The following is an 18,240-nucleotide window of genomic DNA, read 5'->3' on the forward strand; positions in this document are numbered from 1 at the left end:
ATTCTGCAAAGATAACGATACATTTGTGTTATAAATAAAGAAGTGTGGGCAAAAATAATTTAAAATTTAACAGCAAAACTATTCACGGAGGTCAAGAACCAGATAAGGCGTACGGAGCTGTTATGCCACCTATTTACCAGACCTCTACCTATGCACAAACTGCTCCTGGAGTGCATAATGGTTATGAGTACTCTAGAAGTGCAAACCCTACCAGAACCGCATTAGAAAAATCTTTAGCAAGTATAGAAAATGGAAATTATGGACTTGTATTTGGTAGCGGCATTGCTGCTATAGATGCTGTTATTAAACTCTTAAGCCCTGGTGATGAGGTTATCTCTACAAGTGATTTGTATGGAGGAAGTTACCGACTTTTTAAACAAGTTTACGAGAAATTTGGAATTATTTTTCATTTTGTAGATATGTCTAACACTAGTACTATTGAAAATTATATTAATAGTAACACAAAACTTATTTGGGTAGAAACACCAACAAACCCAATGATGAATATTATTGATATTGCCGCCGCCGGTAAAATAGCAAAAAAACATAATATACCTTTAGCTGTAGACAATACCTTTGCTACTCCTTATTTACAAACCCCTTTAGATTTAGGAGCAGATATTGTAATGCATTCTGCTACAAAATATTTAGGAGGCCATAGTGATGTTGTTATGGGTGCTTTAATTGTAAACAATAAAGATTTAGCAGATAAGTTATATTTTATACAAAAAGCTAGTGGTGCAATATGTGGCCCTATGGATAGTTTTTTAGTTTTAAGAGGTATAAAAACATTGCATGTTAGAATGCAGCGCCACTGCGAAAACGGTAAGGCTATTGCTAATTACCTTGCAAACCACCCTAAAGTTGAAAAAGTGTTTTGGCCAGGATTTGATACACACCCAAATTACAATATTGCTAAAAGCCAAATGAAAGGCTTTGGTGGTATGTTATCTTTTATACCAAAAGGAGCAGATTATAATGAGGCTATAGAGATAATTAAAAAGTTAGAGGTTTTTACACTAGCAGAGAGTTTAGGCGGGGTAGAAAGTTTAGCTGGTCATCCTGCTAGTATGACACACGCTAGCATGCCAAAAAAAGAAAGAGAAAAAAACGGAATTGTAGACTCTTTAATACGACTTAGTGTTGGTATTGAAGATGAAAACGACTTAATTGATGACCTTAAACAGGCCATTGGATAATAATTTTATCAAATTTTTAAAAAAACAAGGTGTAAATTATATAAATAGTATAATTTTGCCGTTATAATTTTAATTCAATAATTTAACAATTATAAAGGTTTCTATATGGAAGCAAAAATAAATGCATTTATGGATGAGGTTAAGACCCGTAACGGTCATGAACCAGAATTTATCCAAGCGGTACAAGAAGTTGCCGAGACAGTGATCCCCTATATTGCTGATCATGATATTTACAATGGCAAAAACATACTTTTGCGTATGGTAGAACCAGAAAGATTAATTTCTTTTAGAGTATCATGGGTAGATGACAATGGAAACATCCATGTAAATAGAGGCTACAGAGTACAAATGAACTCTGCCATAGGACCTTATAAAGGTGGTTTGCGTTTTCACCCAAGTGTTAATGCAAGTATTCTTAAGTTCTTAGCTTTTGAGCAAGTATTTAAAAACAGTTTAACTACTCTACCAATGGGTGGTGGTAAAGGTGGATCTGATTTTGACCCTAAAGGAAAATCTGATGACGAAGTAATGCGTTTTTGCCATGCATTTATGACAGAGCTTTGCCGTCACATTGGACCAAATACAGATGTACCTGCTGGTGACATTGGTGTAGGAGGAAGAGAAATAGGTTTCCTTTTTGGAATGTATAAAAAAATAAGAAATGAGTTTACAGGTGTTTTAACAGGTAAAGGTCGTTCTTGGGGTGGTTCTTTAATTAGACCAGAAGCTACTGGTTATGGTACTGTTTACTTTGCAGAAAGTATGCTTAAAACTCAAGGAAAAGATTTTGCTGGTAAAAATGTAGTAATCTCTGGTTCAGGAAATGTTGCACAATTTGCCGCAGAAAAAGCATTACAATTAGGAGCCAAAGTTTTAACTCTGTCAGATTCTCAAGGCTACATTTTAGATAAAGATGGTATTGATGCTGATAAGCTTGCATATGTAATGGATCTTAAAAACAATAAAAGAGGACGCATATCTGAATATGCAGATAAATATACCTCAGCAACTTTTCATAAAGGAGAAACTCCTTGGAATGTTGCTTGTGATATTGCTTTACCATGTGCTACACAAAATGAATTAGACGGCGAAGCAGCAAAAGCATTAATTAAAAATGGATGTATTTGTGTTGCAGAAGGTGCTAATATGCCTTCTACACCAGAAGCTATCCACGAATTTCACGAAGCAAAAATATTATTTGCTCCAGGAAAAGCATCTAATGCTGGTGGTGTTGCTACTTCTGGTTTAGAAATGTCTCAGAACTCATTGCGTATTAGCTGGACAAGAGAAGAAGTAGACCAAAGATTAAAAACAATTATGGAAGATATTCATAATTCATGTATAGAATACGGTAAAGATAAAGATGGTTACTGTAACTATGTAAAAGGAGCAAATATTGCTGGTTTTGTTAAGGTTGCAGACGCTATGTTAGCTCAAGGCGTTATTTAAAACAACATATAAATATTAAAAAGCTCCATTAAGTTTTCTTAATGGAGCTTTTTCTTTTTCAATTAAAAAACTTATCAATTTACTATCTTTACATTACCTAAAAATTACTAATGCAAGTAACCACAAAAGCTATTGTACTCTCTGCCCTTAAATATGGCGACAATAGTTTAATTGTTAAAGCATATACCTTATCAGACGGATTAAAATCATATTTACTAAAAGGAGTTTTGTCTTCTAAAAAAGGAAAAATTAAGGCCGCTTATTTTCAACCTTTAACTCAATTAGAGTTAATTGCCGTACACAAAAATAAAGGAACACTAGAAAGCATTAGAGAAGCTAAAACCAGTTATTATTACCAAACATTACACACTAATATTGCAAAAAATGCAATGACACAGTTTTTAGCTGAAATGTTAAGCAATAGTTTATTTGAAGAAGAGCCAAACGAAAACCTCTTTAATTATATAGAAGCAGCTTTGCAATGGTTAGATACAGAAACTCAAATTGCAAATTTTCATCTTCACTTTTTACTAAGTATTACCAAGTATTTAGGTTTTTATCCAGACGATAAAAACAACCATTTATTATATTTTGATTTGCTGGAAGGTAGTTTTACAAACAAACCATCTTTAAATCCAATTATAGAAGGTAATAATTTAAATTATTTTAAAACCTTCTTAGGCATAAATTTTGATGCTATATATACAATTAAAATGACTAAAACCGACAGGCAAGAGCTGCTAAAGTCGCTTATTTTATATTTTGAATTACATTTACAAGGATTTAGAAAACCAAAGTCTCTTGTTATTTTAAATGAAATTTTCCGTTAGTATGCGTACTACCTTTTTTATATTTTTTTTATTGCTCTTTTTTGGTGCCTTTGCCCAAGAGATTGTTGTTGTAGACCAAGATACTTATGAGCCTATACCAGATGTTGCTATTTTCAATACTACCAAAACAAAAACGGCATTAACCTCTAAAAACGGTAGTGCAGATTTATCAATTTTTAATAAAAATGAGAAAATAGTTTTAAAACATATTGGCTACCAAACAAAAAAAACTACAAAAAATTTACTTCTAAAAAGAGGTAACACTATTTATATGGTACTTACTGCCCAGGAGCTAGACGGTGTTGTTATGTCGGTCTCTAAATGGGAGCAGCAAAAAAAAGATATCCCTCAAAAAGTAGCATCCATAACAACTAAAACCATAGCATTTACAAACCCACAAACTGCTGCAGACGTATTACAAAATAGCGGTAAAATATTTGTTCAAAAAAGTCAGCTTGGCGGTGGTAGCCCTATGATTAGAGGTTTTGCAACCAACAGGCTGTTAATCTCTGTTGATGGTGTACGTATGAATAACGCAATTTTTAGAGGAGGGAATTTGCAAAATGTAATCTCTATAGATCCATTTTCTATACAAAACACAGAAGTTATTTTTGGCCCAGGATCTGTTATTTATGGTAGTGACGCTATTGGTGGAGTTTTAAATTTTTATACCAAAAAGCCAAAATATTCAAAATCTGAACACGCCTTAATGAGCGGTAATGCAACTTACAGATATTCTACTGCAAATACAGAAAATACAATACATGCCGATATAAATTACGGCAAACAAAAATGGGCCTTTTTAACAAGTGTTAGTTATACAGATTTTGATGATTTAAAAATGGGAAACAATGGACCAAGCTCTTATTTAAGAAACAATTATGTAACTACCATTAATGAAGAAGACCAATTAAAAACAAATAGTAATCCTAAAAAACAAGTTGGCTCTGCATATAACCAAATTAACGCAATGCAAAAGATTGCTTTTAAACCCAATGACAGTTGGAATTATGATTTGGGTATTTACTTTTCCGAAACATCTGACTATGGCAGGTATGATCGTTTAATAAGACCAACTAGTGACGGCGAAGGCCTACGTTCTGCAGAATGGTTTTATGGACCACAAAAATGGTTTATGTCCAAAATAGGTTTGCAGCACCATGGCAAAGGAAAATTTTATGATAGACTAAAAATAAACACTGCCTACCAACATTTTGGAGAAAGTAGAAACGATAGAAACTTTGGATCTACAACGTTAAGCAGTACAAAAGAAAATGTACACGCATTGTCTACAAATATAGATTTAGAAAATAAACGTATTGGAGATTTACGCTTATATTACGGCCTAGAGTATGTATTTAACAAAGTGAATTCTAAAGGTTTTAATACCGATATAGAAAATAACCAAGTTACTAATGCTGCGTCCAGATATCCAGATGGTGCCACTTGGCAAACAACTGCTGGCTACATTAATGCAGAATACAAAGCACAACCAAACCTTACACTGCTATCTGGCTTACGTTACAGTCACGTTTGGATTAATGCAGAATTTGACAAAACTTTTTATCCTTTTCCTTTTAATGATGCCAATTTAAATACCGGAGCTCTTACAGGTAGCATTGGGCTTAGTTGGTTTCCTAAAGAAAATTTACAGATAACTTTTAATGGCTCTACTGGTTTTAGAGCGCCTAATATAGATGATGTTGGTAAAATATTTGATTCTGAACCGGGCTCTGTAGTTGTACCCAACCCAGATTTAGAAGCAGAATATGCTTATAATGTAGATTTAGGCATACAAAAGAATTTTAATGACAAAGTAATTGTAAACGCTACAGGTTTTTACACTTATTTAGTAGATGCACTAGTACGTAGAGATTTTACCTTTAACGGTGAAAAAGAAATAGAATACCACGGAGAATTAAGCAACGTACAAGCAATACAAAATGCAGCAAAAGCTTATGTTCATGGAGTGGAGCTTGGTGTAGACGCTTATTTTACAGAACACTTATCATTAAGTTCTAATTTAACATTTACAAAAGGTATTGAAGAAGAAGAAGATGGCACAGAAACACCAGGGAGACATGTGGCACCAACTTTTGGAGATATCCATTTAATATGGAAAAATGACAAAATAAAGACAGACTTATTTTTTAACTTTAACGGAGAGGTATCTTACAGTAACTTATCATCATCAGAGCGTAGTAAAGACTACATTTATGCAACGGACAGTAATGGAAATCCATATAGTCCAAATTGGCAAACACTAAACTTTAATACCAGTTATAAATTAACAAATAATTTAATAGCTACTGTTGGTTGGCAAAACATTACTAACCAACGTTACAGAACATACTCATCTGGTATTGTAGCGCCAGGCACAAACCTAATTTCATCTATTAGTTATCAATTTTAAAAATTTTAGACATAAAAAAAACCCGATTAAATTAATAATCGGGCTCTTAAAGTATATTTAAAAATATATCTTAGTTAGTCATTTTAGTTGCATACTCTTGCAATTCTTTAGACTTAGCTGTCATATATTCTGTTAACTTTTTAGCATCATCAGCAGAAAGGTTTTTCATAACTTCTTGAGATTTAGTAGCTAATTCTTGACCTTTTGTTCCTAAAGCAGCAAAAGCAGTCATATCTTTACTTTCAGCAGCTTCTTTATATTCACTAACATATTCGTCATATGTTTTAACGTATTCTGCTACAGCAGCGTCATCAAAACTAGGAATACCATCTACCATTTCTGTAGCAGTTTCTTTTATTTCATCAGCAGCTTTGCTAGTTTCATCAGCAACTTTGTCTGCTGTTTCTTTAGCTGTATCTTCAACTGTCTCTGCAGCTTCTTTAGCTTTGTCAGTAGCTTCTTTACAAGATACAAATGATACGCTAAAAGCTAGCATTAATGCAGAACCTAAGATTAATTTTTTCATTCTTTTTAGTTTTTATTGTTTGTTATAATATATGTTATACCTAATTTACGTTACAAAACATAATTTAGACGTACAAACCTATAAAAACTTTGGCAATTATGTTAACAAAAACATAAAAATATAAGCAATTGACTATAAATTAATGTTTTATAAACGTTAAAAAAATAATTACTTCACTTACAAAAATTATCTGCTTTACCCACATACATTAGATAAACTATTAAAATATCAACAAAAAAAAAGAAACAACTAAAAAGGGGGCTCTTTTGCTTTTGAAAAAGTGTTTTTTACACAAAATTGATTAGTTTTGCAAACTTAAAATGTAGTACCAGAAGCACTTAATATGAAGTTTGAGGAATATAAAGGATTAGATTTACCTAAAGTAGCAGAAAACATACTAGAATATTGGAAAGAAAACAACATTTTTGAAAAAAGTGTTACCAATAGAGAAGGCGGAGAAGGATATGTATTTTTTGAAGGCCCACCATCTGCAAACGGTATGCCAGGCATTCACCACGTTATGGCACGTACCATTAAGGATATTTTTCCTCGTTACAAAACAATGAAGGGGTACCAAGTTAAGCGTAAAGCTGGCTGGGACACACACGGTCTACCAATAGAACTTGGTGTAGAAAAAGAACTAGGGATAACTAAAGAAGATATTGGAAAAAAAATATCTGTAGAAGAATATAATGCAGCTTGTAAAAAAGCAGTAATGCGCTACACAGATGTTTGGAATAAAATGACTGAACAAGTTGGGTATTGGGTAGATATGGAAGACCCTTACATTACTTACAAGTCTAAATATATGGAGTCTGTTTGGTGGTTGCTAAAACAAATTTATAGCAAAGACTTAATTTACAAAGGATACACAATACAACCATACTCACCTAAGGCGGGTACCGGACTTAGTTCTCATGAACTAAACCAACCAGGCACATACCAAGATGTTACAGATACTACAGTAACGGCACAGTTTAAGGCTCATAAAGAAACCTTACCAGAAGCTTTTAAAAATGAAGACGGAGACATTTACTTTATTGCCTGGACAACAACTCCTTGGACATTACCATCTAATACAGCATTAACTGTTGGTCCTAAAATAGATTATGTTTTAGTACAAACTTTTAATCAATATACTTTTGAGCCTATTAAAGTTATACTGGCAAAAAACCTAGTAGGTAAGCAATTTAGTGGTAAGTTTTTTGCAGCAGAAAGTAGCGAAGATTTAAAAAGCTACAGCTCAACAGACAAAAAAATACCGTACCAAGTTATTGCAGAGGTAAAAGGCACAGATTTATTAAATGCTACTTATGAGCAGCTTATAGATTATGTATTACCATACCAAAATGCAGAACACGCATTTAGAGTAATTTTAGGTGATTTTGTTACCACAGAAGATGGTACTGGTATTGTACACACCTCTCCTACTTTTGGTGCAGATGATGCTATGGTTGCCAAACAAGCTACTCCAGAAATACCGCCTATGCTGGTATTAGATGAGAATGACAACCCTGTTCCTTTAGTTGACTTACAAGGTAAGTTTAGAAAAGAACTAAAAGAATTTGGAGGCAAATATGTTAAAAATGAATATTACGCAGATGGCGAAGCTCCTGAACGTTCTATAGATGTAGAAATTGCCATAAAATTAAAAGAGGAAAACAGAGCTTTTAAAGTTGAAAAATACGTACACAGTTACCCTAATTGCTGGCGTACAGACAAACCTATATTATACTACCCATTAGACTCTTGGTTTATTAAGGTAACAGACGTTAAAGAAAAAATGTTTAGCCTTAATGAAACTATAAACTGGAAACCTAAATCTACTGGAGAAGGCCGTTTTGGTAACTGGCTAGCTAATGCAAATGATTGGAACCTATCTAGATCTCGTTACTGGGGTATTCCATTACCAATTTGGAGAACAGAAGACGGTAAAGAAGAAATAATAATTGGTTCTGTACAGGAATTAAAAGAAGAAATGGCAAAAGCAGTTGCTGCTGGCATTCTAGAAAAAGATATTTTTGAAGATTTTGTTGTTGGTGATATGACTGAAGAAAACTATAACAAAATAGATCTTCATAAAAACATTGTAGACCAAATAACATTGGTTTCTGCTAGCGGAAAGCCAATGAAAAGAGAAAGTGACCTAATTGACGTATGGTTTGACAGTGGCTCTATGCCTTACGCACAATGGCACTACCCTTTTGAAAACAAAGAACTAATAGATGAAAACAAAGCATATCCAGCAGATTTTATTGCAGAAGGTGTAGACCAAACGCGTGGTTGGTTTTATACACTGCACGCAATATCTACAATGGTTTTTGATTCTGTTGCCTATAAAAATGTAGTATCTAATGGTTTAGTTTTAGATAAAGACGGCAAAAAAATGTCTAAACGCTTAGGCAATGCTGTAGACCCGTTTGAAACCATGAACGAGTTTGGGCCAGATGCTACCCGTTGGTATATGATTTCTAATGCAAACCCTTGGGACAATTTAAAGTTTGACCTAGAGGGCATAGCAGAGGTAAAAAGAAAATTCTTTGGCACATTATACAACACCTACTCTTTCTTTGCTTTATACGCTAACATAGACAACTTTAGCTATACTGAAGAAGATGTTCCGTTAAATGAAAGACCAGAAATAGACCAGTGGATACTATCAGAATTACACACCTTAATACATAAGGTAGACCAAGCCTATGCAGATTATGAACCAACAAAAGCTGCAAGGTTAATATCTAACTTTGTACAAGAAAACCTAAGTAACTGGTATGTACGTTTATGCAGAAGACGTTTTTGGAAAGGAGATTACCAACAAGATAAAATATCTGCCTACCAAACGTTATATACTTGCCTAGAAACTGTTGCTAGATTATCTTCTCCTATTGCTCCGTTCTTTATGGACAGACTTTACAAAGATTTAACCCAAGCAACCACTAAAGAAAAAGCTGAAAGTGTACATTTGGCTGATTTTCCAAAATACAACGAAGCACTTGTAAACAAAGAGCTAGAAAGTAAAATGGAAAAGGCACAAACTATATCATCATTAGTATTGTCTATTCGTCAAAAAGAAAAAATAAAAGTACGCCAACCACTACAAAGAATAATGGTTCCTGTACTAGACGACAAACAAAAAAATGAGATTGAAGCTGTTGCAGATTTAATAAAATCTGAAGTAAACGTAAAGGAAATTGAGCTTTTAGATGATGCATCTGGCATACTGGTTAAACAAATAAAACCAAATTTTAAAGTTTTAGGTCCTAAGTACGGAAAGGATATGAAGCTGATTGCCAAAGCAGTAGGAGAATTAAACCAAGATGACATCCAAAAAATTGAGCAAAACGGCGAAATAATTATTGTTATTGAGAATAAAAGTATTAATTTACAGTTACAAGATGTAGAGATTTTGTCTCAAGACATAGAAGGTTGGCTAGTTGCTAGCTCCGGTAGTTTAACCGTTGCTTTAGATGTTACAATTAGTGAAGATCTTAGAAAAGAAGGTATTGCTAGAGAGTTGGTAAATAGAATTCAAAATCTAAGAAAAGAATCTGGTTTTGAAGTAACTGACAAAATTGATATTAAAATATTAAAAGATGGTTATGTAGAAAATGCTGTTGCAGACAACATAACATATATTAAAACTGAAACATTAACAGCGGAACTTAATTTTGAGGAAAAACTGGACAATGGCACAACAATTGCTTTTGATGAAGTAAATACAAAATTGTTTATCCAAAAACATTAAAAACTATGGCGCAAGATTTAAACGTGAGATACGGTGACAAAGACTTAGAAGAATTTAAAGTTTTAATTACTGAAAAAATAAATAAAGCTAAAGAGCATTTAGAACTTTTAAAAAGTGCTTATATGAATGACGGCAACAATGGTACCGATGATACATCGCCAACATTTAAGGCATTTGAAGAAGGCTCACAAACAATGAGCAAAGAAGCAAATACACAACTAGCAATTCGTCAAGAAAAATTTATTCGCGATTTAAAAAATGCCTTGTTACGTATAGAGAACAAAACTTATGGCGTATGTAGAGTTACTGGCAAACTAATTAACAAAGAACGATTAAAATTAGTGCCACATGCTACACTTAGTATAGAAGCTAAAAATATGCAAAAATAAAAAAACGCCCTTTTAGGGCGTTTTTTAATACCATATATGAAATATACATTATACATAATATTACTGTTTTCTTTCGGTTTTTTAAATGCTCAGAAAATTGTAGAAAAAACAGTTTTAAATGACCATATATCATTAATTAATATAGATACAGAAAATTGCTATAAGGTAACATTAGAAACGGGTAACACCGAAGATGTAGTTGTTTCCGCAAATATAGAAGGAGAATACAAAAAAGATTTAGTTTTAGAAATTAAAGAGGAAGCTGCTAGCATTTTTATTACTACTGGCTTTAGCCCTACTTTTACTTCTCCCAATGACAAACTTAGCGCACATAAAGTAATTTCAATATCACTACATATTATAGTACCACAATACAAAAATGTAAAATTATATGGCAAAAGTTCTAACATTACAGCATCTGGTAATTACAAAAATTTAAACATTACTTTATTAGACGGGTATTGTATGCTACAGAACATCTCTGAGGCTATAACCGCTAGCACCCAGAGTGGCAATATAATAGTAAAAGGCAATAATGCTATTGTAAAAGCATCTACTAAATATGGTAAAATTTACCAAGATAAACTCCTAAAAGGAAATACAATTTTTAACTTATCTTCTATTACTGGAGACATACACATAAGTAAAACCAAATAATTGTCTATTTTTGCCAAATCTATCTTGTAAAGAATGAGTTTAAAAAAATCTGCATTAATAGTAATACTAATTTTATTAGTAGACCAAATAAGTAAAATATACGTAAAAACTACTTTTACGTACCAACAATCTGTAGAAGTATTTAGTTGGTTTAAAATTCTATTTATAGAAAATGAAGGCGCTGCTTGGGGTGCTAAATTAAGTGATATTTTCCCTATTGCAGACAGCACAGGAAAATTAATACTAACCGTTTTTAGACTATTTGCTGTTGCAGGTATTGGCTATTGGCTTTTTGACACCATAAAAAAACAATCGCCAAAAGTACTAATATTTGCTGTTTCATTAATTTTTGCTGGTGCTTTAGGCAATATAATAGACTCTGTTTTTTACGGAGCAATTTTTGACGAAAGCTATGGCAAAGTAGCTACTTTATTTTCAGACGAACCATACAGCAGTCTTTTTCATGGTAAAGTTGTAGATATGCTTTATTTTCCTATTGTACAAAACGCAGTTTTACCATCTTGGATACCTATAATTGGAGGCAATACGTTCAGTTTTTTTGAACCAGTTTTTAATATTGCAGATACAGCAATAAGTACAGGTGTTGGTATATTATTAGTTTTTAACAAAAAAGCTTTTGGCACTAAAACTCATAAATCTGCTGAGGAGTAACACAATAATTTAAAGGAACATCATTTTTATAAACATCTGTAATTTGTTCTTCTGCTTCAAAAAAAGACAACCCTATTTTTAATACATTGGGTTTGCATTCTTTTAAAAAGGCATCGTAAAAACCCTTACCATAACCAATTCTGTTTCCCTTTTTATCAAAAGCTAAAAGTGGCATAAAAACAACTTCTATTTTATTAGGTGGTATTTCAATTCCGTCTAATGGCTCTGGCACATTATACCTATTCTTTTTTATTACCGTACTATCTGTAAGTAAAAAATTAGTAAGTGTATTGTTAGCATTCATTTTAGGTAAAATAACGTGTTTATCTTTACCTTGTAATATTGTTAAAATAGTACTTGTATCTATTTCCTTTTTTTCTTCTATAGATAAAAAAATGTGATAATAATTAAAATCCCAAATAGGCATTTTTAGCAGTTGGTTGGCAATTTCTACGCTGTAATTGTCTGCGGCATCAGCACTCATTTTTTCCCTAAGCAAAAGGTACTTTGCGCGTAATTCTTTTTTTATCATTTATTTTTAAATAGCGTTTTTATTCATTAGATGATATAGCTTCGTAAATTACCAAAAAAATCATCATTAATAAATAAGCACCCATAGCTACAACGTATAACTCCATGCTTTTCAAAATTTTAGGATTACAATGTAATCATTTTTTTTTACAAAAATCGATTAAGGGTGCATTTTTACCGATTAAAAGTATCGTTAATAAAAATAATACTACTTTTTACAGGAGAAGTACATCAATATATAAAACTTTTACAACATACAGTAAAATCTATATTTAATTGTTAAAAAAGCGTTAGCATAAGTAAAAAGACTACGCTAAAACAAGCACAATCAAAAAAAGAGATTATTTTTACTCTATGCCGCAAGAAATATCCATAAAATTACAATTAAGTACATTACCTAATAGTCCAGGAGTGTATCAATTTTACGATAAAGAAGAGAAAATATTATATGTAGGTAAGGCTAAAAACTTAAAAAAAAGAGTAAGCTCTTACTTTAACAAAACACATGATAATGGCAAAACTAAGGTTCTTGTAAAAAAAATAGTATATATTAAACATATTGTAGTAGACACAGAGTCTGATGCGCTATTACTAGAAAACAACTTAATAAAAAAGTACAAACCTAGGTATAACGTTTTACTAAAAGATGATAAAACATACCCTTGGATTTGCATAAAAAACGAGCGTTTTCCGCGTGTATTTTACACAAGAAACTTAATTAAAGATGGGTCTGAATATTTTGGGCCATATACAAATATGAAGACCGTTAGGGTTTTACTAGACTTAATTAAAAGTGTATACCCATTGCGCACTTGTAATTATGATTTGTCTGCCGAAAAAATTAACGCACACAAATACAAAGTTTGTTTGGAGTATCATTTAGGTAATTGCAAAGGCCCATGTGAAGGTTACCAAACTACAGAAGAATACCAAAGACAAATTGTAGAAATTAAAGACATTTTAAAAGGAAACTTTAAATCGTCTTTACATCATTTTAAAACCAAAATGAAATTTTTAGCTTCAGAAATGAGATTTGAAGAAGCTCAAGATTTTAAAGAAAAAATAGAAGTTTTAGAAAACTACCAAGCAAAAACAACTATTGTTAACCCTAAAATTAATAATGTAGATGTTTTTTCTATTATATCTGATGAAAGCTATGCGTACATTAACTTCTTACAGCTATCACATGGTGCAATAATTAGATCTCACACACTAGAACTAAAGAAAAAATTAAACGAGACCGATGAAGAACTCCTTCAATTAGGAATTATAGAAATTAGACAACGTTTTAAATCGCACTCAAGAGAACTTTACTTACCTTTTTCTGTAACAGTAGATAGCAACTTAAAAGTAACAATACCCAAACTTGGTGATAAAAAAAGAATATTAGAATTATCAGAAAGAAACGCAAAATACTTTAGAATGGAGCGTTTTAAACAATTAAAGGTTACGGATCCAGACCGCCACACCAATCGAATCATGGCGCAAATGAAAAAAGATTTGCGCTTGTCTGAAGAACCCAGACACATAGAGTGTTTTGACAACTCTAACATACAAGGAACAAATCCTGTTGCCGCATGTGTTGTATTTAAAAATGGAAAACCAGCAAAAAAAGAATACAGACATTACAATATAAAAACAGTTGTAGGCCCAGATGATTTTGCATCTATGGAAGAGGTTGTCTACAGACGCTATAAAAGATTATTAGAGGAGAACCAACCACTACCACAATTAATTGTTATTGATGGCGGAAAAGGGCAATTATCTTCTGCACTAAAAAGCTTAGATGCTTTAGAACTTAGAGGCAAAATAGCAATTATAGGTATTGCAAAAAGATTAGAAGAAATTTATTTTCCAGGAGATTCAATTCCGTTATATTTAGATAAAAAATCTGAAAGTTTAAAAATTGTACAACAATTACGTAATGAAGCCCATAGATTTGGCATTACTTTTCACAGAAAAAAGCGTAGTAATGCCGCTATAAATTCTGAGTTAGAAGGAATTGAAGGCGTTGGAGAAAAAACAGCAACAGATCTTTTAAAATCATTTAAATCTGTAAAAAGAATTAAAGAAGCCAGCATAGAAAAACTTGCCGAAGTAGTTGGAATGTCTAAAGCTCATAAAATTTATAACACCTTTCATTAAAAAAATGAAAAAAACAGCAGTAATTATAATACTACTTTTGGCTAGCTACACCGTTTTAGGGCAAACAAAATCTTCTAAAGACAGTGTAAAAGTTGGCTTGGTACTTAGCGGTGGTGGCGCCAAAGGTCTCGCCCATATTGGTGCGTTAAAAGTAATTGAAGAAGCTGGTGTTAAAATAGATTACATTGGAGGCACCAGTATGGGAGCAATAATAGGTGCTTTGTACGCATCTGGTTATTCTGCCAATGAACTAGATTCTATTTTTAAAAGCGTAGATGTTTCTTTACTTATACAAGACAATTTACCTAGAGGAGCAAAAACTTTTTATGATAAAGAAGATGCGGAACGGTATGCTTTAAGTTTGCCTTTTAATAACTTTAAAGTTTCTTTTCCGTCTGCAATATCAAGCGGACAAAATATTTACAACCTATTGGTAAAACTACTATACCATGTTAAAGACACTAAAGATTTTAATAAACTTCCTATTCCTTTTTTCTGCATTGCCACAGATGTAGAAACCGGACAAGAAATTTTATTAAACAAAGGGTATTTACCAGAGGCTATTATGGCTAGTGGTACATTCCCATCTTTATTTGAGCCAGCAGAAATAGACAATAAAATATTAATAGATGGTGGCGTAGTTAACAATTACCCTATTGAAAAATTAAAAAAATTAGGAGCAAATATTGTTATTGGTATAGATGTTCAAGATGGCCTAGCAGACAGAGATAAGCTTAGCTCTGGCACAGAAGTTTTACTGCAAATTAACAATTACAGAACTGTTAATGATATGAAAAGTAAAGCTAAATTAACAGACGTACTTATAAAACCATCAATAGAAAAATACTCGGTAATAGATTTTGATCTTGGAACAGAAATTATAGAGTCTGGTGAAATTGCTGCTCGCGAAAAAATAAATGATCTTAAAAGTATTGCTAAACAACGTGGCATTGCAACCAAACAAAAACAATGTATAAAATCCTATGACTCTATAGCAATAAATAGACTCATAATTTCGGGTAATGAAGATTACACAAGAGCTTATATAAAAGGCAAATTACGACTAGATTTAAACAAAAAAATATCTTTTAACAAGTTACAGCAAGGTATTAATAACCTAGCGGCTACCAATAACTTTAAAACAATACGCTACACACTAGACACCAGACCATCTTTAGACTCAGAGGAAGATGAACTTGTTTTATTACTTAAAATAAAAGAAAATAAAAACAAAATGTTTATTAAAATGGGTGCTCATTATGATGATATTTATAAAAGTGCAGCCATTATAAACCTTACTAAAAAAAATATTTTTTTACAAGATGATGTTGGTTCTTTTGATTTAATTTTAGGAGATAATATTAGGTACAAAATGCAATACTACCTAGATAAAGGTTTTTACTGGAGTTTTGGACTAAATTCTACTTTTAACGACTACAATTACGAAATAGATTACAACATTATTAAATCTAATTTTGTTGTTCCAGACACGGGTATTAACAACATTAACATAAATGCTACTAACCTCACAAACCAGGCATATATACAAACCGTTTGGAATGAAGAATTTGCCTTTAGTTTAGGTGCAGAACATAGGTTTTTAAAATATACTTCGCGAACACTACAGCAAGATGATACTGAAAACAATGAAGACTTTAGGACCATTTTTGAAAAAAGCAACTACTACAGTACTTTTGCCAAATTAAAGTTAGATACTTATAATGACAAATATTTCCCTAGCAAAGGAGTATATTTTAGTGGTGATTTACACTTTTATATGTTTTCATCAGACTACAATAATAATTTTAAAGAATTCTCTATTGCCCAAGGTACCGTAGGTTCAGCTTTTCCTATAACTAACAACCTATCTTTAAATATTGAAGCTGGTGGTGGCTTTAAACTAGGAAACTCTAATGTTAGGTCTTTAGACTTTATTATGGGTGGTTATGGAAACAATTTAGGAGACGGATACGTTTCCTTTTTAGGGTATGATTTTATAAGTTTAACTGGTAATAGTTACATAAAAGGACTTACTAGGTTAGATTATGAGTTTACCCCAAAAAATCATTTATTATTAGCTGCAAATTTTGCTAACATAGATGATGATATTTTTAGAACCGCAGAGTGGTTTAAACTACCCGATTATACAGGTTATGGTGTTGGTTATGGATTTGAATCCTTTTTAGGGCCAATACAAACCATATACTCTTGGTCTCCAGAAAAAAACAAGGGAAGACTATTTTTTAGCATAGGTTACTGGTTTTAATTTACCATTTAACTGTAACCCAACCTATGGTTCATCTATTTTTACGATATTTGTAAGAACAAAACTGTTTTATGTTATTATTTAGAATTGATATTACCGCCCACCTTAGGGCTATGTGGTGAAACACATACTTTAATACTGCATTTCATCTTTAAGTAAAAGATGAAAATTTTATCATATCAAATTATATAAACTTTAAAACAAAATATCATGTCAACACTAGACAATACATCCCTAAAATTACCTAAAGAAAATTTAGAAGCAGAAGACTTTTTACCACTATTAGGAACAGACTATGTAGAACTTTACGTAGGCAATGCAAAACAAGCTGCCCATTATTATATGTCTGCTTGGGGTTTTCAGCCATTAGCATATGCTGGATTAGAAACAGGTTTAAAAGACCGTGTTTCTTACGTAATAGAACAAGGAAAAATTAGGCTTGTATTAACTTCTCCATTAAATTCTGGCGGAGATATTAACAGACATATTGATGCCCATGGAGACGGTGTAAAAACTGTAGCTCTTTGGGTGGATGACGCCACAAAAAGTTATAATGAAACAACTAGCAGAGGTGCAGAAAGCTATTTTGAGCCAAAAAAAGAGGAAGATGAAAACGGAGAAGTTATTTTTTCTGGAATACATACATACGGAGAAACCGTACACGTATTTGTAGAAAGAAGCAACTACAAAGGAGTGTTTTTACCAGGTTATAAAGCTTGGAACCCACATTACAAACCAGCAGATACCGGTTTAAAATATATAGACCACATGGTGGGTAATGTTGGCTGGAATGAAATGAACAAATGGTGTGAGTTTTATGCTAAAGTTATGGGCTTTGCACAGTTAGTTTCTTTTGATGATAAAGACATATCTACAGAATACACAGCTCTAATGAGTAAGGTTATGAGTAACGGTAATGGGCGCATAAAATTCCCTATTAACGAGCCCGCAGAAGGAAGAAAAAAATCTCAGATTGAAGAGTACATAGATTTTTATAACGGAGCAGGTGTACAACATATGGCATTAGCTACAGATAATATTATAGAAACTGTAACTGCATTAAGAGATCGTGGAGTAGAATTTTTAACTGTTCCAGGATCTTACTATGAAGATGTTTTAGACAGAGTAGGTGAAATTGACGAAGACCTAGCTCCTTTAAGAGACCTTGGCATTTTAATAGATAGAGATGATGAAGGCTACTTATTACAAATATTTACAAAGCCTATTTTAGACAGGCCTACAATGTTTATAGAAATTATACAAAGAAAAGGCGCTAAGTCTTTTGGTAAAGGAAACTTTAAGGCTTTGTTTGAAGCAATAGAAAGAGAGCAAGAATCTAGAGGAACCCTTTAACAAAAGCGCTATATTATTATGAATGCAGTAATTTTTGCATTTAAAAGCTAAAGTAGTGTTAACAC

13 protein-coding genes are annotated in these 18,240 nt (G+C 32.3%); 11 read left to right on the forward strand and 2 right to left on the reverse strand.

The features are described from left to right. Positions 1–44: 44 nt before the first annotated feature. From PBN93_RS05255 to PBN93_RS05270, 4 genes are all read left to right on the forward strand, one after another. The gene (locus PBN93_RS05255) at positions 45–1,199 is read left to right on the forward strand and encodes a cystathionine gamma-synthase (RefSeq protein WP_077404924.1); all 1,155 of its coding nucleotides are present in this window, start codon (positions 45–47) and stop codon (positions 1,197–1,199) included. Between the two features lie 105 nt (positions 1,200–1,304). Continuing rightward, positions 1,305–2,648 carry an NADP-specific glutamate dehydrogenase gene (gdhA, locus tag PBN93_RS05260; RefSeq protein WP_271081624.1) on the forward strand — a complete coding sequence of 448 codons (1,344 nt, stop codon included), beginning with the start codon at positions 1,305–1,307 and terminating at the stop codon, positions 2,646–2,648. 110 nt (positions 2,649–2,758) lie between these two features. Beyond that, positions 2,759–3,478, forward strand: a complete 720-nt coding sequence (gene recO / locus PBN93_RS05265; RefSeq protein WP_077404929.1) for a DNA repair protein RecO — start codon at positions 2,759–2,761, stop codon at positions 3,476–3,478. After that, on the forward strand, positions 3,462–5,891 hold the full coding sequence (locus PBN93_RS05270) for a TonB-dependent receptor (RefSeq protein WP_271081625.1): 2,430 nt from the start codon (positions 3,462–3,464) through the stop codon (positions 5,889–5,891). Before recO ends, PBN93_RS05270 begins: the two co-directional genes overlap by 17 nt. Before the next feature lie 70 nt (positions 5,892–5,961). Here PBN93_RS05270 and PBN93_RS05275 read toward each other — a convergent pair whose 3' ends face one another. After that, positions 5,962–6,417: a hypothetical protein gene (locus PBN93_RS05275; RefSeq protein WP_077404932.1), complete on the reverse strand. Its 456-nt coding sequence runs from the start codon at positions 6,415–6,417 to the stop codon at positions 5,962–5,964. A gap of 343 nt (positions 6,418–6,760) precedes the next feature. Here PBN93_RS05275 and ileS point away from each other — a divergent pair, with 343 nt between their 5' ends. From ileS to PBN93_RS05295, 4 genes are read left to right on the forward strand one after another with little or no spacing between them, the layout of a single operon-like run. After that, positions 6,761–10,162, forward strand: coding sequence for an isoleucine--tRNA ligase (gene ileS / locus PBN93_RS05280; RefSeq protein ID WP_077404935.1), 3,402 nt, complete (start codon positions 6,761–6,763; stop codon positions 10,160–10,162). A gap of 5 nt (positions 10,163–10,167) precedes the next feature. Then, positions 10,168–10,551, forward strand: coding sequence for a TraR/DksA family transcriptional regulator (locus PBN93_RS05285; protein ID WP_077404938.1), 384 nt, complete (start codon positions 10,168–10,170; stop codon positions 10,549–10,551). Between the two features lie 36 nt (positions 10,552–10,587). Then, a complete protein-coding gene (locus PBN93_RS05290; protein WP_077404941.1) occupies positions 10,588–11,208 on the forward strand; it encodes a hypothetical protein in 621 nt (206 codons plus the stop codon). Between the two features lie 33 nt (positions 11,209–11,241). Further along, positions 11,242–11,880: a lipoprotein signal peptidase gene (locus PBN93_RS05295; protein ID WP_077404944.1), complete on the forward strand. Its 639-nt coding sequence runs from the start codon at positions 11,242–11,244 to the stop codon at positions 11,878–11,880. Here the strand turns inward: PBN93_RS05295 and PBN93_RS05300 are convergent. Then, positions 11,852–12,412 carry a 5-formyltetrahydrofolate cyclo-ligase gene (locus PBN93_RS05300; protein WP_077404947.1) on the reverse strand — a complete coding sequence of 187 codons (561 nt, stop codon included), beginning with the start codon at positions 12,410–12,412 and terminating at the stop codon, positions 11,852–11,854. The two genes, PBN93_RS05295 and PBN93_RS05300, sit on opposite strands and share 29 nt — an antisense overlap. A gap of 353 nt (positions 12,413–12,765) precedes the next feature. On the opposite strand from PBN93_RS05300, the gene uvrC reads away from it, so the two are divergent. From uvrC to hppD, 3 genes are all read left to right on the forward strand, one after another. Continuing rightward, a complete protein-coding gene (gene uvrC / locus PBN93_RS05305; protein ID WP_077404950.1) occupies positions 12,766–14,556 on the forward strand; it encodes an excinuclease ABC subunit UvrC in 1,791 nt (596 codons plus the stop codon). Positions 14,557–14,560: 4 nt separating this feature from the next. Next, positions 14,561–16,822: a patatin-like phospholipase family protein gene (locus tag PBN93_RS05310; protein WP_077404953.1), complete on the forward strand. Its 2,262-nt coding sequence runs from the start codon at positions 14,561–14,563 to the stop codon at positions 16,820–16,822. A 210-nt stretch (positions 16,823–17,032) separates the two neighbouring features. Continuing rightward, complete coding sequence (gene hppD / locus PBN93_RS05315; RefSeq protein ID WP_077404956.1) at positions 17,033–18,175, forward strand: 4-hydroxyphenylpyruvate dioxygenase; 1,143 nt, start codon at positions 17,033–17,035, stop codon at positions 18,173–18,175. Positions 18,176–18,240 lie beyond the last annotated feature (65 nt).

This window comes from Cellulophaga omnivescoria (assembly GCF_027915275.1).
GTDB lineage: Bacteria > Bacteroidota > Bacteroidia > Flavobacteriales > Flavobacteriaceae > Cellulophaga > Cellulophaga omnivescoria.